Below are 20,156 nucleotides of genomic sequence, written 5' to 3' on the forward strand. Positions count from 1 at the left end.
CTCCCCGCCCCGCCCCGTCCCCTAAGGCCGGGGTCCTGGTTCCGCACGCCCTCGAAACCTCTCGATGGAGTCAGTCATGCGCACACGAAGAATGATCCATGTCCTGCTCACCGCCACGGCCGCGGGCTCCCTGCTGGCCGCCTGCAGCGGGGCGGGCGGCACCTCCGCCTCCGGGGGCGACGGCAAGAGCATCAACGTGCTGATGGTCGGCAACCCGCAGATGGAGGACATCCAGAAGCTGACGAAGAGCACGTTCACGAAGGACACCGGCATCAAGGTCAACTTCACGGTCCTCCCCGAGAACGAGCTGCGCGACAAGGTCACGCAGGACGTCGCCACCCAGGCCGGCCAGTACGACGTCGCCACCATCGGCGCCTACGAGGTGCCGATCTGGACCAAGAACGGCTGGCTGCACGAGCTCGGCTCCTACGCCGACAAGGACACCGGCTTCGACAAGGCCGACCTGCTCAAGCCGATGGTCACCTCGCTGTCCGGCTCGGACGGCAAGCTCTACGCCCTGCCGTTCTACGGCGAGTCGTCCTTCCTGATGTACAACAAGGACGTCATGAAGGCGAAGGGCGTCACGGTGCCCGAGCACCCGACCTGGCAGCAGATAGCCGACATCGCGGCCAAGGTCGACGGCGCGGAGCCGGGGATGCGGGGCATCTGCCTGCGCGGCCTGGCCGGCTGGGGCGAGCTCGGGGCGACGCTGACGACCGTGGTCAACACCTACGGCGGCACCTGGTTCACCAAGGACTGGCAGGCCCAGGTGAACAGCCCGGCCTTCAAGAAGGCGACCGACTTCTACGTCGACCTGGTCCGGAAGCACGGCGAGGCGGGAGCGGCGCAGTCCGGCTTCACCGAGTGCCTGAACGCCATGAGCCAGAAGAAGGTCGCGATGTGGTACGACGCGACCAGCGCGGCCGGTTCGCTGGAGGACCCGAGCTCCAGCAAGATCGCCGGTCATGTCGGCTACGCCTACGCGCCGACCGCGGTGACCAAGAGCAGCGGCTGGCTGTGGAGTTGGGCGTGGGCCATGCCCAAGACCACGAAGAACGCCGACGCCGCCTCGAAGTTCGTGCTGTGGGCGTCCAGCAAGAAGTACGAGAAGCTGGTCGGCGAGAAGCTCGGCTGGTCGCGGGTACCGGCCGGCAAGCGGGCCAGCACGTACGCGATCCCGCAGTACCAGAAGGCCGCCGGGGCGTTCGGTGACATCACGCTGAAGTCCATCGAGCAGGCCGACCCGGCCGACCCGGGCACCCAGCCCCGCCCGACCGTGGGCGTCCAGTACGTGGCCATCCCCGAGTTCCAGGACCTGGGCACCAAGGTCACCCAGGAGATCTCCGCCGCCATCGCCGGCAAGACCAGCGTGGACAAGGCGCTCGACGACGGCCAGAAGCTCGCCGAGGACGTCGCCGAGAACTACCGGTGACCGTCACCGCCCGGCCGGCCGCCGCGCCGGCCGGGCTCCGCTCCCCCATCCGGCTGTCACCGGCAGAGGACCTCTCCATGACCACGCTCACGGCTCCACCCACGACCGCACCACCACCCAGCCGCTCGCGCACACCGTCCGCCGCCGGCAGATGGAAGCGGCGCCTCCCCCTGCTCCCGGCGCTCGTCTTCACCATCGTCGTCACGCAGTTGCCCTTCGTCGCCACCATCGTGATCTCCACCTTGCAGTGGAACATCCTCAAGCCTGGCGACCGGCACTTCGTCGGCCTGTCCAACTTCACATTCGTCTTCACCGACGAACGGCTGCGCACGGCCGTACTCAACACCGTCGTACTCACCGCGTCCGTGGTGCTGATCAGCGTGGTCCTCGGCCTCGGACTGGCGATGCTCCTCGACCGCCGGTTCGTCGGCCGGGGCCTGGCGCGGACGCTGCTGATCGCGCCGTTCCTGGTGATGCCGGTCGCGGCGGCACTGCTGTGGAAGCACGCGATCTACAACCCCGACTACGGTCTGCTCAACGGCACCCTCAACGCCGTGTACCGGCTGTTCGGAGCCTCCAACGGGCCCACGGTCGACTGGGTCACGTCGTATCCGATGCCCGCCGTCGTCGTGTCGCTGGTGTGGCAGTGGACCCCGTTCATGATGCTGATCCTGCTGGCGGGTCTGCAGGCACAGCCCGGTGACGTCCTGGAGGCGGCCCGCGTGGACGGCGCGTCGGCGATGGCGACCTTCCGCTTCATCACCCTGCCGCACCTGCGCCAGTACATCGAGCTGGGCATCCTGCTCGGCACGATCTACGTCGTGCAGACCTTCGACGCGGTCTACACGATCACCCAGGGCGGCCCCGGCTCGCAGACGACCAACCTGCCCTACGAGATCTACCTGACCATGTTCCGCAAGTACGAGTACGGCCAGGCGGCCGCCGCCGGTGTGGTCGTCGTGCTCGGCTCGATCGTGATCGCGACCTTCGCGCTGCGCACCATCGCGTCGCTGTTCCGCGAGGAGGTGTCCCGATGACGGCGTACTCGGCGGTCGCCGCCCCCGGCGCGCGGCTGAGGAAGCTGGTCCGCGGCCGCGACGATCACAGTGGTACGCCGAAGCTGTCGCCGCTGTGGACCTTCGTCGCCTGGCTGGCCACGCTGGCGTTCTTCGCGCCGGTGGCCTGGATGGTGCTCACCTCCTTCCACCAGGAGGCGGACGCGGCGACCAACCCGCCGACCCCCTTCGCCGCCCTCACCTTCGACCAGTACCGGTTGCTGTTCAGCCGGGACATCACCCCGTTCCTCCTCAACTCGGCCATGGCCGGCATCGTTTCCACGCTGCTGGTACTGGCCTTCGCGGTGCCGACGGCCTACGCGCTGTCCATCAAGCCGGTCCGGAAGTGGACCGACGTGATGTTCTTCTTCCTGTCCACCAAGTTCCTGCCCGCCATCGCGGCCCTGCTGCCGGTGTACCTGATCGTCAAGGACGCCGGGATGCTGGACAACGTGTGGACGCTGATCGTCCTCTACACCGCGATGAACCTGCCGATCGCGGTCTGGATGATGCGCTCGTTCCTCGCCGAGGTGCCCAGGGAGATCCTGGAGGCGGCCGAGGTCGACGGCGCGGGCCTGCTCACCGTGCTGTGGCGGATCGTCGCACCGGTCGCGGCGCCGGGACTGGCGGCCACCTCGCTGATCTGCTTCATCTTCAGCTGGAACGAGTTCATGTTCGCCGTCAACCTGACCGCGACCAACGCGTCGACGGCGCCGGTCTTCCTCGTCGGCTTCATCACCAGCGAGGGCCTCTTCCTCGCCCGGCTCTGCGCCGCCGCGACCCTGGTCTCCCTGCCGGTCCTCATCGCCGGTTTCGCCGCCCAGGACAAACTGGTCCGCGGCCTGTCCCTAGGAGCAGTCAAGTGAGAGCCGCCGTCATCGAAGCGCCCGGCAAGGTCACCGTCACCACGGTTCCCGATCCCGCGCCCGGGCCGCGCGAGGTCGTCGTCGAGGTGGCGGCCTGCGGGCTGTGCGGGACCGATCTGCACATCCTGCAGGGCGAGTTCGCCCCGACCCTGCCGGTCGTGCCGGGCCACGAGTTCGCCGGGCGGGTCGTGGAACTCGGCCGCGAGGTGACCGAACTCGCGGTCGGCGACCGGGTGGCCGTGGACCCCTCGCTGTACTGCAACGAGTGCCGCTGCTGCCGGACCGGGCACAACAACCTGTGCGACCGCTGGCAGGCGATCGGGGTGACCGTGGCGGGCGGCGCCGCGGAGTACGCCGCGGCCCCCGTCGCCAACTGCGTACGCCTGCCGGACCACGTGGACGTCCAGGACGCGGCCCTGATCGAGCCGCTGTCCTGCGCGGTACGCGGCTACGACGTGCTCAGCAGCAGGCTCGGCTCCCATGTGCTGGTCTACGGCAGCGGCACGATGGGCCTGATGATGCTGGAGCTGGCCAAGCGCACCGGAGCGGCCTCGGTGGACGTCGTCGACGTCAACGCGGAGCGGCTCGCCACGGCCGGGAGGCTGGGTTCGTCCAGGACGGCGCTGTCGGCCGACGAACTGGCCCGGCCGGGCGGCTGGGACGTGGTGGTCGACGCGACGGGCAACGCCGCCGCGATCCAGGACGGCCTGGACCGGGTCGCCAAGGCCGGCACGTTCCTGCAGTTCGGGGTCGCCGACTACGCGACGACGGCGACCATTTCGCCGTACCGCATCTACAACCAGGAGATCACGATCACCGGTTCGATGGCGGTACTGCACAGCTACGAACGCGCTGCGGAGCTCTTCGCCTCCGGTGTCCTCGATCCGCAGGTCTTCATCAGCCACCGGCTGCCGCTGGCGGAGTACCCGCAGGCACTGGACCGGTTCGCGGCCGGTCAGGGACGCAAGATCGTCGTCCTGCCCTGACCCCGGGCGACCGGTCTTCGCGGATCCGCCATGTCTTGCGGTTTCCGCCGAGAACGTCCGTCAGCGCTGCCCTGGGGCGTCGCCGGCCGCACAGTGAAGCCACCGGCGACGACGCCGGACGGACGAGAGGTGCCCAGGATGCCGGAATTCGACGACGGGACCGCCGAGACCGAACTGCCCTCCGGCCCGGTGATGACCACGGACGTCCTGGTCGTGGGATCCGGGCCGGCGGGCGCCGCCGCGGCCCTGCTGCTCTCCACGCTCGGCGTGGACAACATCATGATCACCAAGTACCGCTGGACGGCGAACACCCCCCGCGCCCACATCACCAACCAGCGGGCCATGGAGGTCTTCCGCGACGTCGGCATCGAGGACCAGGTGCTCGCCGACGCCACGGACCACGCCCTCGTCGGCGACACGGTGTTCTGCACCAGCATCGCCGGGGAGGAGATCGGCCGGATCCACACCTGGGGCACCCGCCCGGACCGCGAGGCGGACTACCGGCTCGCGTCGCCCTGTCTGACCGTCGACATCCCGCAGACGTATCTGGAGCCGATCCTGGTCCGCAACGCCGCGCGGCGCGGCACGCAGACGCGGTTCTCCACCGAGTACCTCTCCCACACGCAGGATGCCGACGGGGTGACCGTCGACGTCCTCGACCGGCTGACGGGCAAGACGTACCTGATCCGCGCCAAGTACCTGATCGGCGCCGACGGGGCCCGCTCCGCGGTCGCCGCGGACATCGGCCTGCCCTTCGAAGGGGCGATGGACATCGCCGGCTCGATGAACATCACCTTCAAGGCCGACATCGGCCGCTACGTCGCCCACCGGCCCTCGGTCCTGTACTGGGTGGTCCAGCCCGGCTCGAACGTCGGCGGGATCGGCGCGGGGCTGGTCCGGATGGTCCGTCCCTGGAACGAGTGGCTGATCGTGTGGGGCTACGACATCGACGAGGAGCCCCCGCAGGTCGACGAGGTGGCGGCGGTCCAGATCGTCCGCAACCTCCTGGGCATGCCGGACCTCGACGTCGAGATCACCGGCACCAGCCTGTGGGGCAACAACGAGATGTACGCCACCCGCCTGCACAGCGGCCGGGTGTTCTGCGCGGGCGACGCCGTCCACCGGCACCCGCCGAGCAACGGCCTCGGCTCCAACACCTCGGTGCAGGACGCCTACAACCTCGTCTGGAAACTGGCCGCCGTCCTCAAGGGCCACGCGGGTCCCGCGCTGCTCGACACCTACTCCGCCGAGCGGGCGCCGGTCGCCGAACGCATCGTCAAGCGGGCCAACAGGTCGAGCCGGGAGTTCGTCGACATCTTCAGGGCCCTCGGTGTCCTCGACGCCACGACGGAGGCAGAGATGACGGCTGCGATCGAGGAACGCAAGGCCAACACCCCCGCGGGCGCCGCCAAACGGGCCGCGCTGGTGCGGGCGATGGACCTGAAGAACTACGAGTTCAACGCGCACGGCGTCGAACTCGGTCAGTTCTACGCCTCGTCGGCGATCCTCCCCGACGGCAGCGCACCACCCGTGCCGACGCGCGATCCCGACCTCTACTACGAGATGTCCACGGTGCCGGGCGCGCATCTGCCGCACGCGTGGGTCGGGGACAGCGCGCACCGCCGGGCGCTGATGGACGTGGCGCCGTACGACCGCTGGACGCTCGTCACCGGTATCGCGGGCGAGGCCTGGGAGGGCGCGGCCGAGAAGGTCGGCCAGGAACTCGGTGTGCCGCTGGCGACGGTCGTCATCGGTCCGGGGCGGGAGGTCACCGACCTCTACTACGACTGGGCCAAGCTGCGCGAGGTCGAGGAGAGCGGGGTGCTGCTGGTCCGCCCCGACAAGCACATCGCCTGGCGTGCCATGACCCTGCCGGACGACCCGGAGGGCCGGCTGCGCGACGCCCTGACCGCCGTCCTGGGAAGGGCCTGAGCCGGTGCGCCCCGAGGCCTCACGACGGCTCGCGGCGGCCTTCGACGCGCCGACGGCGTCCGCCGGACCGGCCCTGCCGTACGACGAACCGGACCCGCCGCGGACCGTCACGCTCGGGCCGGTCGTCCGGCTGGTGCGCGCGGCCCGGGAAGGAGCACGGCCATGACCGGCGAGACCCGGGACGCCGTTCCCGCCGAGCAGCAGGCGCGGGAGGCAGATCACCCGGCAGGTCCTCGACTCGTTCGGCGACTGCACCGACCCCCGGCTCCGGGAGCTCATGGAGTCCCTGGTGCGCCATCTGCACGCGTTCGTACGGGAGGTGCGGCTGACGGAGGACGAGTGGCACCAGGGGATCGGGTTCCTCACCCGGACCGGGCACATCACCGACGGCCGCCGCCAGGAGTTCATCCTCCTCTCGGACGTGCTCGGTGCCTCCCTGCAGACCGTCGCCGTCAACAACCAGGCGTACGGCGACGCCACCGAGGCCACCGTCATCCCACGACGCGGTGTTCGGCGTGAAGGAGTCCCTGGTCAAGGAGTTCCGGCGGCAGCGGCCGGACGCCCCGGCACCCGACAGGCGGGATCTGGCGGGGCGCGCCTGGTCCCGGGTCCCGTTCGGCGTCGTGCTCGCACCCGACGGCGCCTGACCCGCCCCGGCCGGGCGGCGGGTCCGGCTCTTCGCAGGCCGTCAGCCGTCAGCCGTCAGCCGCCCGGGCCTCCCGCAGCACGTCGGTGGCGCGCACCCCGTACCGCTCCTTGAACCGGTGCGAGAAGTGGGCGGCCGAACCGAAGCCGCAGCGCGCGGCCACCTCGGCGACGGTCGGGTTCCCGCCCGCGGCCAGCAGGGCCCGCGCCCCCTCCAGCCGGCGGGCCAGCAGGTACTGCGGAACAGTCGTGCCGCCCGCCGCGAACACCCGGGACAGGTGCCGCTCGCTGATCCCGATGCCCTTGGCGATCCGGGCCGCGTTGAGGCCGCTGTCACCCAGGCGGTCCTCGGCGTAGGCCTTGGCCATCGCCAGGTGGACGGTCGAGAGCTCGGCCGGGCGGCCGCTCACCACACCGGCGAGCAGGCCCAGCAGGGTGTCCTCGTCGACCGGCCGGGACGTCTCGGGGTGCACGGCCCGGCCCGCCAGCCGTGCCAGCGCCCTGGCCTGAACGCCGCCCGTGCCGAAGTCGAACACCCTGGGGAGGGTCAACGGCTCCGGGCCGGCGACTTCCCGCCACACCTGACGCGGCACCTTGACGGCCAGCTCCTCGAGGCCCTGGGAGAAGCCGCGCATGAAGGGCCGGTCCGCGTCGCACACGATCAGCTGCCCGGGCCGGACCACCTGGACGCCGTCGTCGTGATAGAAGAACGCCTCTCCGACCAGCGTCAGATAGCAGGCGACGGCCTCGGACGGCAGGCGCCGGACGACCGCACGGGTGCGTTCGACGACGTGGGAGTTCCCCGTCACCCGGGCCACGTGGACCCTGGGGAGCTGCAGGTTGATCTCGGTCGCCTCGAGGGCCCGGTCGTCGAGCGACCGGCAGCGCAGACCGATCAGCGCGGTCGCGTTGTGCTTCTCCCACAGCGCGACCCGCTGGGCCTCGGGCAGTCCGATCGTGCTGAAGCGCACGGGCCCCGACGGCATGCCGGTCGTCATTCGCCCAGGGTATTCCCCCGGGCGCCCGACCCGTGGGGCCGGATGCAGGAAACCGTGCCGGGAGAACCGGATCACGCCTGTAGCTTTCACTCTTGGGAACTCAAGATCCTCCTCCCAACTACCGTTGTCCCACGAGCACTTCGACGAGGTCCGCATGTCCAACCCCCCATCCCCCGTCCGTACGTCCGCTCGTCACCGCAAGGCGAGAATCGTCCACCCCGCCCTCCGCCGGGTCGCCGTCGTCGCCGTGACCGCCCCCATCGCCGGGACGATCCTCTTCGGCACGACCGCCTTCGCCGCCGGCAAGACCGACGCCAAGGCCCCGGCCACGGCACTCGACCCCGCCGAGCAGAAGATCGCGGACAATCTCGACACGCGCGTCCAGGACACCCGTCTCGGCTCCACACTGAGCGGCGTCGTCATCGACGCCGTGTCCGACAAGGCCGTCTGGGGCCACGACGCGAGCACCGCGCTGATGCCCGCGTCCAACACCAAGCTCGGCACCGCCACCGCCGCCTTGACGGTGCTCGGCCCCGGCCACCGGTTCACCACCAAGGCCGTCTACGGCGACGGCACGCTCACTCTGGTGGGCGGCGGCGACCGCACCCTGACCAGCGCCGACCTCGAGGCGATGGCGAAGACCGCCGTCGCGGGACTCAAGAACGCGGGTCTCACCTCGGTCAAGGTCCAGGTGGACGACAGCCTCTTCCCCGAGCCCACGCTCGCGACCGGCTGGAACGACGGCTACTACCCGGACTCCGTCGCACCCGTACGGGCGCTCGTGGTCGACGGCCACCAGGTCACGGACACGTCCCTGGACGCGGGCCAGGTCTTCGCCGGGTTCCTCGCCCAGCAGGGCGTGACCGTCACGGGCGACGTCACCCACGGCACGGCCGCGAAGGGCGACGTACCGGTCGCCCGGCACCGGTCCGGCAAACTGTCCACCATCGTCGAGCACATGCTCAAGGTGAGCGACAACGATATCGCCGAGACCCTGCTGCGGATGACCGCAATCGGTGCCGACCGGCCGCCGACCTTCGAGGACGGCACGGCGGTCGTACGCGAGGTGCTCCGCGGGTACGGCGTCTCGCTGGACAACTACGAGATCCACGACGGCAGCGGACTGTCCCGCGCCAACCGCATCCCGGCACAGACCATCGCCGACATCCTCGACGTCGCCGACGACGCGCGCAACGCCCCGACCCTCAGGTACATCATCGACGGCCTGCCCGTCGCCGGAGAGGCCGGCTCCACCCTGGGCCCCGAATGGGGTCGCTTCGACACCGCGGACTCGCAGTGCGCCGTCGGCAAGGTGCAGGCGAAGACGGGCACGCTCACCGGTGCGATCGCGCTGAGCGGGCTGACCAGGGCCGCGGACGGGCGCTGGAAGATCTTCTCCTTCATCGAGAACAACTCCACCGCCGACCCGGCCGCCACCAAGGACGCCCTCGACGGCCTGGCGGCCACGGTCAACGGCTGCTGGGCATAAGGCTCCCGGTCTGCGCCCCTCGAAGCCCGCACGTGACAGAGTGGAGGCCGCACACGGGGAGTGGGGGCATGGGGGTGCGCAGACTGCTCAGGTTCAGCGACGCGTTGGTGCTGCTCGGTGCCGAACCGGCACGGCTGGCGGCACTCGACCGGGTCCTCGGCGGCGCGCTCAATCTGGCGACCGGCGGGATCAGCGGCACGGTGATCGGGATGGCGGACGCCAGGGGCCGCGTCCTCGGACTCGGCCGGGACGCGGTGCAGGGCATCGGCGCGCGTCTCGGCCGGGCGCACAGCCGGGCCGAGCGGACGGACGTGTTGCGCGCCGCGCACACCGTGGTCGTGGTGGTGGCGTTCTTCGAGGCCATGCAGGAGCTGGACCTGCCGTTCGCTCTCGACGAGGTCGACCTGACGCGTGGTGAGCAACTCGCGCTGGCCCGGGTGGACTCGACGGCTCCGGCACCCGCACCGCAGGTCTCGGACCTCGTCGCGCTGCTGGTCGCGGCGGATCTGCCGGGCCCTGCCCCGCACCTCTCGTCCGAGGCGGTCGCGGCGGCCCTGCTCGGTCGCTACGACGAGTACGCCGGCAGGTTCCTGGCCTTCGTCGAAGGGCTGGCGGTCTGGGAACGCCTCGACATGCCCGGCCGACGGGAGGCCCGCCGCCTGCTCATGGAGGTCCTGCCCAGGACGGCGCAGGCCCGCTACCAGGGCCTGTACACGCAACTGTGTGTGCAGGGACCCGAGTTCGGGCTCTGGACGGCGCAGATGGAGCACCAGGCGACCCGCGCCGAGGTGCACCGCGCGCTGGACGGTGTGGAGACACTCCTCGCCCGTACCGCCCAGACGCTGCGCCCGCCGGTCGATGTGGCCGCCGCGCTCGCGCGCGCCCACGAGGCAGCGCTGGCCCGCACCATCCTGGATGCCGAGTCCGCGCCGGACGGCATCCTCATCCCCACTCTCGAGGAGCTCTACCTCGATCCGCACTTCCGGGTGAGCGGTGTGTCCGGACCGAGCGGACCGGCCGACGAGTCGTGGTGGGAGCGCGTCCCCGTCCGGCGGGACCTGACCCGGTACCTGGCCGGCGCGCTCACCTCTCCCCATCTGGCCGGGGCGCCGCTGCTGGTTCTCGGCCAGCCCGGGGCCGGGAAGTCCGCACTGACCCGGGTACTCGCCGCGCGCCTTCCGGCCGTGGGCTTCCTGCCGGTGCGGGTGCCGCTGCGGGACGTGCGTGCGGAGGACGAACTCCAGGACCAGATCGAGCAGGCGATCCGCGCGGCCACCGGTGAGGCCGTGAGCTGGCCGGAACTGGTGCGGGCCGCCGGTGGCAGCACCCCCGTGCTGCTCCTCGACGGCTTCGACGAGCTGCTGCAGACGACCGGCGTCCACCAGAACAACTTCCTGATCCGCGTGGCCCAGTTCCAGCGGCGGGAGGCCGAGCAGGGCCGCCCGGTCCTGGCGTTGGTGACGAGTCGTACCGCCGTCGCGGACCGCGCCCGCTATCCGGACGGACTGGTGGCGCTGCGCCTGGAACCGTTCCAGGACGGCCAGATCAGGCAGTGGCTGGCGGTGTGGAACGCGGCCAACGAGGCTGGTTTCCGCGCCCGCGGCCGTGCACCGCTGACGTGGGGACACGTCGTACAGCACGCGGAACTCGCCGCCCAGCCACTGCTGTTGACCATGCTCGCGCTGTACGACGCCACCGACGGCGGCCTGCAGCACGCCACCGGCGACTCCCTGGACGCGGCCGACCTCTACGAGCAGCTGCTCACCTCGTTCGCGCGGCGCGAGGTGCGCAAGTCGACCCTGGACGCCGTACCGGACGAGGAGACCACGGAGCGGGTCGAGCAGGAGCTGCAGCGGCTTTCCCTGGTGGCCTTCGCCCAGCTCAACCGGCGCCGCCAGTGGGTGTCGGCCGCCGAACTGGAGGAGGACCTCACGGCGGTCCTCGGGCGGCAGCAGGCACAGGCCGCAGCCTTCCGCACCCCGCTGAACGCCGCCGAGACGGCTCTCGGCCGCTTCTTCTTCGTCCAGCGTGCCCAGTCGGTGCGCGACGGACAGGTGCTCGCCAGCTACGAGTTCCTCCATGCGACGTTCGGCGAGTACCTGGCGATCCGGCTCGCCCTGCACGTGCTCGCCGACCTGCTCAGGCCCCGCCCGGCGCTCTCGCTCGGCGGTGCCCTCTTCGACGACGACCTCGCCTTCGCGCTGCTGTCGTACGCCTCCCTCTCGTCCCGTCAGATGCTGCGCTTCGCCCGGTCGCTGACCGGACGGATACCCGAGGCCGAACGCCGGCGGCTCGCCCGGCGCCTCATCCAGGTCCACACCCAGCACGAGACGCGCACCGGCGACCAGCACCCGGGCTACCGTCCCGCACTCCTGCGTACGGCGACGCGGCACGGTCTGTACGGCTCCAACCTCGTCCTGGTCACCGTTCTGCTCGCGGGGCGCTGCTCGGTGGCGGAGCTCTTCCCGGACTCCGCGGACCCGGTGAGCGCATGGCACCGGCACTGTCAGCTGTGGCGCTCGGCGATGTACGAGGGACAGTGGACGGACTTCGCCCTTTCGCTGTCCGTCCACCCCTACTGGGAGGAGAACGGACGGGCCCTGGAGGTGTCGCTGCGTGCGGCTGAGGACGGTACGAGGCCGCCCGAGCCGCTCGACATGAACTGGCTCTACCGCTATCCCCGGGGGCACGGCGGTCCCGGCTGGTCGCGCTCGTACTGGGACGAGGTGTGGCACAAGATGTCGCTGTCCGCCGGCACCAACGACTCGGTGATACGGCACGCCATGGACCCGGTGTTCCACTGGCTCGGCCCGGCCGTGACCACGTTCGTCGCGAGGGAGGGCGCCTCCGCCTCCTCGCTCGCCCACGACCTGCTCGACCTGCTCCTCACCGCCCGCGACGAACAGGTCGACAGCCGCCTCGCCGCGCTGCACGAGCGCGCCCTCAGCGGCATACGGCTGTTGCTCGACGCGCCGTCACCGCACCTGGTGCGCGCCGTGGACGTGCTGATCACGGCCTTCTGCCGGGACAAGGAGCGGCTTCCCGCGGGCGTGTCCGACGGTTTCTCGGACTTCCTGGCGAAGGACCTGGTCCCGCTCGCCCTCGGCAGACAGCACGAAAGGCTCAGGGCGCTGCCGCCAGAGCTCGGCCCCCGGCTGTTCCGGGTGCTGTGGCCGGACCGTACCGGGGAGCTCCGCGACCGGTTGTCGTGGGAGCTCGTGGAATCCATGGTGCGGTATCAGACAGACCTCGACCGCTTTCCGTCGCCACCCGAAGGGGCCTGAACTGTGACGTCGGCCCGGTCCGGTCACCCGTCCGGGGCGCTGGGCGGCTATGGTCGCTGGGGGGCGGTTCGGACACGACGGGGGGGCTCACGTTGGATCGTCTGGCAGGAGCGGACCCGGAAGTCGGCCCGGCCAGATCCGCGACGCACGCGCTGGTGCCCCGGGCGCTGCGCGCGTGGCTCGGGCCGGTCGCGGCGCTCGCCGCGCTGGTGGTCGTCGTGCTCGGGGTCCGGTATGCCGGAGACAGCGAGCCCGGCAGGGTGGACAGGTGGATCGTCCCGCCGACGGCGGACAGCGTGCGACCGCCGTGGCGGCACGTCGCCCTGACCCTGGACTTCCTGGGAGAACCCGCGGGATCGGCGCTGGTGATCGTGGCCTGCGTGGCGGGCTGCCTGCTGCTTCGCCGGCCCCGCGCGGCGGTGCTCGTCGCCGCCGGCACCGGCCTGACCGTGGGGACGACCACCCTGCTCAAGCACGTGGTGGGGCGCACCATCCACGGCCCGGGCAACCTGTCCTACCCGAGCGGGCACACCGCCTTCTTCACCGCTCTCGCCCTCATGGCGGCGCTGCCCGCGACCGGTCGGCTCGGACTCGGCAGGGCGGCCGGCACGTCGCTCGTGCTCGCCGCCTCGCTGGCCGCCGGCGCCGCCATGGGCTGGGCGGAGGTCGGCCTGGGCGCGCACTACCCGACCGACGCCCTCGGCGGCTGGTGCACCGCGCTGGCGGTGATACCGGCGACCGCGTGGCTGGTCGACCGCCTGGCCGACCGCATGGCCGACCGGCGGGCCGAGCGGATGACCGACGCGGGCCCGCGGGAGCACCGCTGACGTCACGTCAGGTCACATCAGGTCACGCCAGGCGGCGGAACACGGGCTTCACCGCCCGCCCGGCCAGCCAGGCGGTGGGGTCGGCGGCTTCCAGCGCCTGCCGGTACACCGCACATGCCCCGGCCACCACGTCGACGGTGCGGTCGATGTCCGCCTCGTCGAGTGCGCTGCTCACCACGAACGACGGGGCGAGCACCCCGCCCGCGAGGAGCCGGCGCAGGAACAGGGTGCGGTACTGCTGCGACGGCCGCAGGTTCTCGTCGAGGGTGGCGAAGACCAGGTTGCTGGCCCGGCCCCGGACGACGACGTGGTCGCCGACGCCCGCGGCGGCCGCGGCGTCGCGGACACCGGCGGCCAGCCGTTCGCCGAGGGCGTGCAGGCGCGCGGTCACGCCCTCCTCGACATAGGTGGTCTGCACGGCCATCGCGGCCGCCAGGGAGTGCGTCTCCGCACCGTGCGTGGTGGACAGCAGGAACACCCGGTCACCGGAATCGCGCAGTCCGCCCCGTTCCATCAGGTCGCGTCGCCCGGCCAGCGCGGAGACGGCGAACCCGTTGCCCAGCGCCTTGCCGAACGTGGAGAGGTCGGGGACGACGCCGTACAGGCCCTGGGCGCCGGCCTCGGACCAGCGGAAGCCGGTGATCATCTCGTCGAAGACCAGAACGCAGCCGTGCCGGTCGGCCAGGTCCCGCAGGCCGGCGAGGTACCCCGGCGGCGGCTCGGACTGGGTGGCGGGTTCGAGGATCAGGCAGGCGATCTCGTCCTGGTACCGGGTGAGCAGTTCCTCCGTGGCGGCCAGGTCCCCGTAGGGGAAGGACACGGTGAGCTCGGTGGTCGCCGCCGGGATGCCGGCACTCATCGGCGTGGTGCCGATGAACCAGTCGTCGACGGAGAAGAACGGGTGGTCGGCGCAGAGGGCCACCCGCGAGCGGCCGGTGACGGCGCGGGCGAGGCGCACCGCGGCGGTGGTGGCGTCGGAGCCGTTCTTCGCGAACTTCACCATGTCGGCGGTGGGCACCGTGGCCAGGAAGCGTTCGGCGGCCTGGACCTCGACGATGGACGGCCGGACGAAGTTGCTGCCGCGGTCGAGTTCCCGCCGTACCGCCTCGACCACGCGCGGGTGGGCGTGGCCGAGGCTGACCGAGCGCAGGCCGGAGCCGTACTCGATGTAGCGGTTGCCGTCGACGTCCCACACGTGGGCACCGCTGCCGTGGCTGATGACCGGGGCCAGGTTCTCGGGGTACTGGTCGTCGCCCTTGGCGTAGGTGTGCGCGCCTCCCGGGATCAGAGCGTGCAGCCGCTCGTTGGCCTGCCGCGAGCGGGGCAGGAGCAACCCCTCGATGTCTTGGGTGTGCACGCCGACCTCATCTTTCTCGGTGCTTCAGGACCTCGGCCAGGCTCGGCGCCTCCCGGTCCCGCTGGGACATCGACGTGACCGGCAGCGGCCAGGGAATGGCGAGTTCCGGGTCGTCGAAGGCGATCGTCACGTCCTCGGACGGATCGTGCTGACGGTCAATACGGTAAGAGGTGTCCGCGATTTCGGTAAGAGCCTGGAAGCCGTGCGCGCATCCCGCCGGGATGTACACGGTCTTCTGCGTCTCGCCGGACAGCTCGAAGAAGGCCCGGCCCAGGTACGTCGGCGAGTCCGGCCGCAGGTCCACGACGACGTCGAAGATCTGCCCGTACGAGCACCGCACCAGCTTGGCCTCGCCGGCGCCGGAGCGCAGGTGCAGGCCGCGCAGCACGCCGCGGACCGAGCGGGACACGCTGTCCTGGACGAAGGCGTCCGGGTCCAGGCCCGCCGAGCGGACCACGTCGGCGTCGAAGGTGCGGCAGAAGAAGCCGCGCTCGTCGGCGTAGGGCGTCGGCTCGAACAGGAACGCGCCGGCGATCTCCGGGACTTCGGTCGCTTTCATGAAGCCTTCCGTGGGGCGTGGTCGTGGTCGTTCGCCGGGAACAGGGTCGTGGTCAAGGCGGTGAACTGCTGGGCGAGTTGCCGTGCGGCGACCCGGTTCCGCTCGGCGAGGGTCTGCCGTAGCTCCGCCGCGTGCTTCTCCAGGTCCCGGAACTGTTCGAGGAGCCGGTCGGCGTCGACCTCGCGGGCCGGGTGACGGTACGCGCCCAGGCCCATCCGGTCCATGAGCGCGTCGCTCTTCGCCGCGTAGCAGAGGGCGAGCACGGGCGTACCGGTCTTCAGCGCGCAGATCAGGTTGTGGTAGCGGACGGCCACCACGGTGTCGGCGGCCGCCATCTCGTTCATCAGGTCGGCCAGTGAGGCCGGTTCGGCCGCGGTGACCAGCGGTGAGTCGACCGCGTCGAGGATGGCGGCGACCACCGACAGATCGCACTGGTCGCCGGTGAGGAGCCGCACGGGCCTGCCTTCCTCGACCAGCGTGCGGACGAACCTGATCGTCCCGTCGAGGTAGCGCCGGTAGATCTCCTCGGCTCGGGCGCGGTCGTCGTTGCCGCCGTGGAAGTCCATGACGCCGAGGCAGACGGGACCCGGCGTGCCGGTGGGCGCGCCCGCCTGTGGTGTCGGCAGGGAGAACGCGAGGTCGGGGTAGACCTCGTCCCGTGCGGTGTTCACGCCCATCGCGCGCATCGCGTCCCGGGACTGGCCGTCCCGGTACGACCGGTACGCGGCGAGCCGGGCCGACCAGCGCACCAGGGCGCGGGTCGGGCGGCTCTTGATCTCGGCGGCGCCGACGCTGACCAGCGCGACCCGGGTGCCGAGCAGCCGGCCGCTCGCGCAGAGCAGGAACAGCGCGTACGGGAAGCCCCACGGCCGCAGCGGCAGGGTGGCCTCCAGGACGCCCATGCCCGGCACGATCACCACGTCGTGCCGGCGCACCCAGGCGGCGGTGCGGAAGACGTCGACGAGTTTGCCGAGGCCCTTCGCGGCGACCGCGCCCGCGCGGGACGCGGTCCGGTACTCCGCCCGGTTCCAGTGCATGCGGGTGGCGGGGATCCCGAACCGGGCCGTGACGGCCTCGGGTCCGCCGCACAGCGCGTCCACGACCGCGTCCGGGTGCTCGGCGCGGAGGTAGCCGAGGACGGCTTCGAGCGACCCGTCGTTGCCGAGGTTGCCGGAGCCGAGCAGGCCGAACACCCCGACGCGCACCGGAGTTCCCTCCGCGGACGTCATCGCCGCCTCCCCTCACGGCCGGCGACGAGGGCGTCGACGGAGACCGTGAGCAGGGCCGGGTCGACCGGGGCGCGGTCCTCGACCCGCTCGCCGGCGCCCGGCCGGACCCTGCTGGTCATCCACGCGGCCAGATGGCGGTAGCACTCCCGCCGGTCGGCCGGGGACAGCGGAGCCCGCCGGATCGCCGAGGCGAAGCCCCAGACGTACTCGGCGAGCAGCCGGGGCGTCGGGTGCAGCAGGCCTGCCCGGCGCGGGTCCAGGTTGACGCACCGGGAGCGCTTGGACGGGTTCGCCCGCTCGGCGCGGGTGGGGTGGTCCCGGCGGAAGTACAGCAGCTCCGGCACCTGGTGGAAGCGCCCGTGCAGGGTGATCTCGGCGACGAACGTGCGGTCCGCGTGGTGGTAGCTGTCCATCGGCTTCACCCGGCGCAGCACGTCGGCCCGCATCACCCCGTAGAAGTCGTCGCCGCCCGGCTCGAACAGCAGGCTGCGGAAGCGCTCCGGCGCGTGCGGCGAGTCGGTGGCGAGGGTGTACTCGTAGGGGACCGTCACCTGGCCGTCGCCGTCGATGACCGCCTGATCGGTGTGCGCGAGGATCACGTCCGGCCGCTCGTCCAGCGCTTCCACGCAGCGCCGGAGCAGGTCGCGGCCGTAGAGGTCGTCGTGCGAGGCCCACTTGAACAGCTCTCCGCGGGACTCGGCGAACACATGGTTGTGGTTCGGCGTGGCGCCGATGTTCCGGGGCAGCCGGTGGTACCGGATGCGGGAGTCCTGCGCCGCGTACTTGCGGCAGATGGCGTCGGTCCCGTCGGTCGAGGCGTTGTCGGAGACGACCAGTTCGAAGTCCTCGTAGGTCTGGCCGAGCAAGGCGTCGAACGACTCGGCCAGGTACTCCTCGCCGTTGTACACGGGCAGGCCGATGCTCAGCCTGGGTCGGGCGGTCATGAGGTCCTCACTTCGGGAACGGGGTTGTGGTGGTGCTCGCGCAGGGCGGACCGCAGTTGCAACCACCAGACGGCCGAGCCGCCGAGGGTCGCGGCGGCGACGCCCCAGGCCGAGCCGGCCGTGCCGGCGGCGGCCGCGCCGCCCAGTCCGCCGCCGACGTAGCAGGCGGAGGCGAACAGCTGGCAGCGCAGGCTGCGCCGGGCCGCGCCGAGGGCGCGCAGACCGGCCGCCGCGCCGGTGCCGAGGCCCGCTCCCGCGACGCTGAGGGTGATCTGCACGACGAGGTGCGAGGAGGAGTGCCAGACGTCGCCGAGCGCCAGGTCGCCGAGCCGGTCGGGCATCAGCAGCAGCGCCGAGCCCCAGAGCAGCGCTCCGGCGGCCTGTCCCCCGCCCAGGAGGAGGCAGAACCTGCCCAGTCGGTGCGGGGCCCGGCGCAGCACCCGTGCGGCCTCCGGGACGGTGACCAGCGAGAGACCCATCAGCACGGCGAGGAACGGGCCCATCAGGAGCTCTGCGCCCCGGATGGCGCCCACCGCGCCGACGCCGACGATCACACCGACCCCGTACGCCCGCACCTGGCTGGCGCCGCTGAGGGAGACGTTCTCGACCAGGTACCGGTAGCCGAGATCGCGCTGCTTGCGCAGCCAGCCGCGGGCCTCGGCCATCCGGGGCCGGATGCCGGACTGGAGGTAGCCGTACCCCGCGGCCACCGTGGCGGAGGCGCCCCAGGCGAGCACGAAGGCGGCCACGGTGTCCACGTGGGCCGCCACCACCATGGCAGGGACGAGGGCGATGCCCCACACGACGTCGTTGAGGAACGCCTTGCGCCCGTTGCCGGCGGCGAAGAACGCGAACCGCCAGGCGTCCTGGAGCAGCAGCCCCGGCATCATGAGGCCCAGGGCGGCGAAGGCGGGCCCCACGCGGCCGCCGAGGCCGAGCCCGGCCGCCAGACACGCCACGCCGAGGGCCGCACCGACGCCGAGCGCGGTACCCGTCGACCGGGCCACCGCCCCGCGCCAGGAGGCCTCCGGCACACCGCTGAAACGGACCACGAGCGGGTCGGTGGCCAGGCCGCGGGAGACGTTGAGCACCACGCCGTAGGTCACCCAGGCCAGGCTGAAGACACCGAACGCGGTCACCCCCAGCGAGCGGGCCACGTAGAGCCCCACCGCGAAGTTGCTGATGCTGGAGGCCGCCTGGTCGGCCAGTCCCCAGGACAGCCTGCCGACGAGAGCCCGCCTGGCGGACCCGGCCGGTACCGTCGTCTTCTCCCCCTGGGTGGTCATGTGCGTCATTCCTTGACGAGGTCGGCGCCGCGCAGGGCATCGGCCGCGGCGGCCACGGTGTCGAACGGCAGCCCGGACCGCTCGGCGACGTCCAGCAGACTGTGCTCGCCGTCGGCGAGGTTGAGCACCCAGAGCATGGCCATCTGGGCCTGCTTGGTGTCGCTGCGGCCGCCGAGCGCGTCGTACAGCCCGCGCCGGCCCAGCTGCGGTTCGCCGTAGGGGCTGAGGTTGACGTACCGCCGGTTGCGGTCGAGGACGGCGAAGGCCTCGCGGCAGACGGCGAGGGTGTCCGCCATCGCCGCCGGGGAGACGAAGTCCAGGTTGTCCGCCGAGGTGTGGTACTCGGGGTAGCCGGCGTACGGGGTCCGGGTGAGCGAGCCCACGCCGAGGTTGAACCCGGGCGAGCAGAACTGCCGCTCGTCGTAGCCGTACGGGGTGAACTCGGTGACGCGGTGCGGGCGTTCGGAGGCGGTCAGGACATGCTGGAGCACCCGGTCGATCTCCGCGTCGCCGCGCCTGCTCTGCTTGTACGTCAGCCGGCCGGGGTCCCCGGCGCAGGCGAGCACGAGTCCGTGCTTGACCCGGTCCACCCGCTCCGCGTTCCGGGCCAACCAGGTGATCGCCCCGATGGTGCCGGGCGCGAACAGGAACCGGTAGGTGTAGTAGGTCGGCTGCTCGGCAAGGGCCCGGGCGAGGTACGTCGCCACCGCGATGCCGGCCAGGTTGTCGTTGGCCAGCGACGGGTGGCAGACGTGGCAGGAGACGATGACCTCGTCCGCGACCTGTCCGGGGACCACGTACTCGGCGTAGGTGAGGTGGCCGTCGGCGAGGGTGGAGTCGATGCGCACCTCGTACTCGCCGTCCGGCAGCGCGTCCAGGGTCTCCTGGGCCAGGCAGAACCCCCAGTCCGGCTTGTAGTAACTGGTGCGGTACGGCACCCAGGAGGGGTGGTCCGGCAGGGTGTGCAGGTGCCCGCGCAACTCGGCCAGCGGCATGGTCGCCGACACGGGCACGCTGTAGCCGAGCACGTGCAGGCTGGACGCGGCGAAGTCGACGACCCGCCGGCCGGCGGTGTCGGCGACGTACGCGTCCCGGATGTTCCACTCCTGCGGCACCGTCCAGTCGAGCACCTGCGTCCCGGTCGGCACCTCGTGCACCTGCAGCGGGATGTACTCCCCGACGATGTCCAGGGTGGCGCGCACACCGTCGCCGGTGATGCTCCGGCAGAGCGGGTACATCCGCTCCACCAGCGCGTACATCTCCTCGC

Annotated in this window: 17 protein-coding genes and 1 pseudogene; 11 read left to right on the forward strand and 7 right to left on the reverse strand. The window is 71.7% G+C overall.

The genetic code is table 11. The features are described 5' to 3' along the window. The first annotated feature begins 76 nt into the window (after positions 1-76). From ACFY6U_RS10555 to ACFY6U_RS10590, 8 genes and pseudogenes are all read left to right on the forward strand, one after another. A complete protein-coding gene (locus tag ACFY6U_RS10555) occupies positions 77-1,432 on the forward strand; it encodes an ABC transporter substrate-binding protein (protein WP_390036741.1) in 1,356 nt (451 codons plus the stop codon). A gap of 77 nt (positions 1,433-1,509) precedes the next feature. Then, entirely contained in the window at positions 1,510-2,469 is a 960-nt protein-coding gene (locus ACFY6U_RS10560; RefSeq protein WP_390036743.1) for a carbohydrate ABC transporter permease, read from the forward strand. Further along, positions 2,466-3,353, forward strand: a complete 888-nt coding sequence (locus ACFY6U_RS10565; RefSeq protein ID WP_390036745.1) for a carbohydrate ABC transporter permease — start codon at positions 2,466-2,468, stop codon at positions 3,351-3,353. Before ACFY6U_RS10560 ends, ACFY6U_RS10565 begins: the two co-directional genes overlap by 4 nt. Next, positions 3,350-4,339, forward strand: coding sequence for a zinc-dependent alcohol dehydrogenase family protein (locus ACFY6U_RS10570; protein ID WP_390036747.1), 990 nt, complete (start codon positions 3,350-3,352; stop codon positions 4,337-4,339). Before ACFY6U_RS10565 ends, ACFY6U_RS10570 begins: the two co-directional genes overlap by 4 nt. A 138-nt stretch (positions 4,340-4,477) precedes the next feature. Then, a complete protein-coding gene (locus ACFY6U_RS10575) occupies positions 4,478-6,271 on the forward strand; it encodes an FAD-dependent oxidoreductase (protein ID WP_390036749.1) in 1,794 nt (597 codons plus the stop codon). A gap of 4 nt (positions 6,272-6,275) precedes the next feature. After that, positions 6,276-6,437, forward strand: a complete 162-nt coding sequence (locus tag ACFY6U_RS10580; protein WP_390036751.1) for a hypothetical protein — start codon at positions 6,276-6,278, stop codon at positions 6,435-6,437. Positions 6,438-6,548: 111 nt separating this feature from the next. Further along, a pseudogene (locus ACFY6U_RS10585) lies at positions 6,549-6,686 on the forward strand (dioxygenase); the annotation flags it as partial. Between the two features lie 100 nt (positions 6,687-6,786). Beyond that, positions 6,787-6,918 carry a hypothetical protein gene (locus tag ACFY6U_RS10590; RefSeq protein ID WP_390037675.1) on the forward strand — a complete coding sequence of 44 codons (132 nt, stop codon included), beginning with the start codon at positions 6,787-6,789 and terminating at the stop codon, positions 6,916-6,918. Between the two features lie 48 nt (positions 6,919-6,966). On the opposite strand, the gene ACFY6U_RS10595 is transcribed toward ACFY6U_RS10590, so the two are convergent. Next, the gene (locus tag ACFY6U_RS10595; RefSeq protein ID WP_390036753.1) at positions 6,967-7,914 is read right to left on the reverse strand and encodes an AraC family transcriptional regulator; all 948 of its coding nucleotides are present in this window, start codon (positions 7,912-7,914) and stop codon (positions 6,967-6,969) included. A gap of 154 nt (positions 7,915-8,068) precedes the next feature. Between ACFY6U_RS10595 and dacB the strand changes: the two genes are divergently transcribed. The 3 genes from dacB to ACFY6U_RS10610 all read left to right on the forward strand — a co-directional run bounded on the left by dacB (position 8,069) and on the right by ACFY6U_RS10610 (position 13,514). Beyond that, a complete protein-coding gene (gene dacB / locus ACFY6U_RS10600; RefSeq protein ID WP_390036755.1) occupies positions 8,069-9,403 on the forward strand; it encodes a D-alanyl-D-alanine carboxypeptidase/D-alanyl-D-alanine-endopeptidase in 1,335 nt (444 codons plus the stop codon). A gap of 68 nt (positions 9,404-9,471) precedes the next feature. Then, the gene (locus ACFY6U_RS10605) at positions 9,472-12,687 is read left to right on the forward strand and encodes an NACHT domain-containing protein (protein WP_390036757.1); all 3,216 of its coding nucleotides are present in this window, start codon (positions 9,472-9,474) and stop codon (positions 12,685-12,687) included. A 101-nt stretch (positions 12,688-12,788) separates the two neighbouring features. Further along, entirely contained in the window at positions 12,789-13,514 is a 726-nt protein-coding gene (locus ACFY6U_RS10610) for a phosphatase PAP2 family protein (RefSeq protein ID WP_390037602.1), read from the forward strand. Between the two features lie 22 nt (positions 13,515-13,536). Here the strand turns inward: ACFY6U_RS10610 and ACFY6U_RS10615 are convergent, their stop codons facing one another. Genes ACFY6U_RS10615 through ACFY6U_RS10640 form a run of 6 tightly spaced genes read right to left on the reverse strand, consistent with a single transcriptional unit; the run spans position 13,537 to position 20,148 of the window. Beyond that, positions 13,537-14,871 (reverse strand): glutamate-1-semialdehyde 2,1-aminomutase, encoded by a 1,335-nt coding sequence (locus ACFY6U_RS10615; RefSeq protein WP_390036759.1) that lies wholly within the window; start codon positions 14,869-14,871, stop codon positions 13,537-13,539. Between the two features lie 7 nt (positions 14,872-14,878). After that, entirely contained in the window at positions 14,879-15,430 is a 552-nt protein-coding gene (gene rfbC, locus ACFY6U_RS10620; protein WP_390036761.1) for a dTDP-4-dehydrorhamnose 3,5-epimerase, read from the reverse strand. Beyond that, positions 15,427-16,659, reverse strand: coding sequence for a polysaccharide pyruvyl transferase family protein (locus ACFY6U_RS10625; RefSeq protein ID WP_390036763.1), 1,233 nt, complete (start codon positions 16,657-16,659; stop codon positions 15,427-15,429). The genes rfbC and ACFY6U_RS10625 overlap by 4 nt, the downstream gene beginning before the upstream one ends. After that, on the reverse strand, positions 16,656-17,603 hold the full coding sequence (locus tag ACFY6U_RS10630; protein ID WP_390036765.1) for a glycosyltransferase family 2 protein: 948 nt from the start codon (positions 17,601-17,603) through the stop codon (positions 16,656-16,658). Before ACFY6U_RS10630 ends, ACFY6U_RS10625 begins: the two co-directional genes overlap by 4 nt. After that, positions 17,600-18,898: a hypothetical protein gene (locus ACFY6U_RS10635; RefSeq protein ID WP_390036767.1), complete on the reverse strand. Its 1,299-nt coding sequence runs from the start codon at positions 18,896-18,898 to the stop codon at positions 17,600-17,602. Before ACFY6U_RS10635 ends, ACFY6U_RS10630 begins: the two co-directional genes overlap by 4 nt. Continuing rightward, positions 18,895-20,148, reverse strand: a complete 1,254-nt coding sequence (locus tag ACFY6U_RS10640) for a DUF4910 domain-containing protein (protein ID WP_390037604.1) — start codon at positions 20,146-20,148, stop codon at positions 18,895-18,897. The genes ACFY6U_RS10635 and ACFY6U_RS10640 overlap by 4 nt, the downstream gene beginning before the upstream one ends. Between the last annotated feature and the right edge of the window lie 8 nt (positions 20,149-20,156).

This window comes from Streptomyces sp. NPDC013157 (assembly GCF_042899865.1).
Taxonomy (GTDB): domain Bacteria; phylum Actinomycetota; class Actinomycetes; order Streptomycetales; family Streptomycetaceae; genus Streptomyces.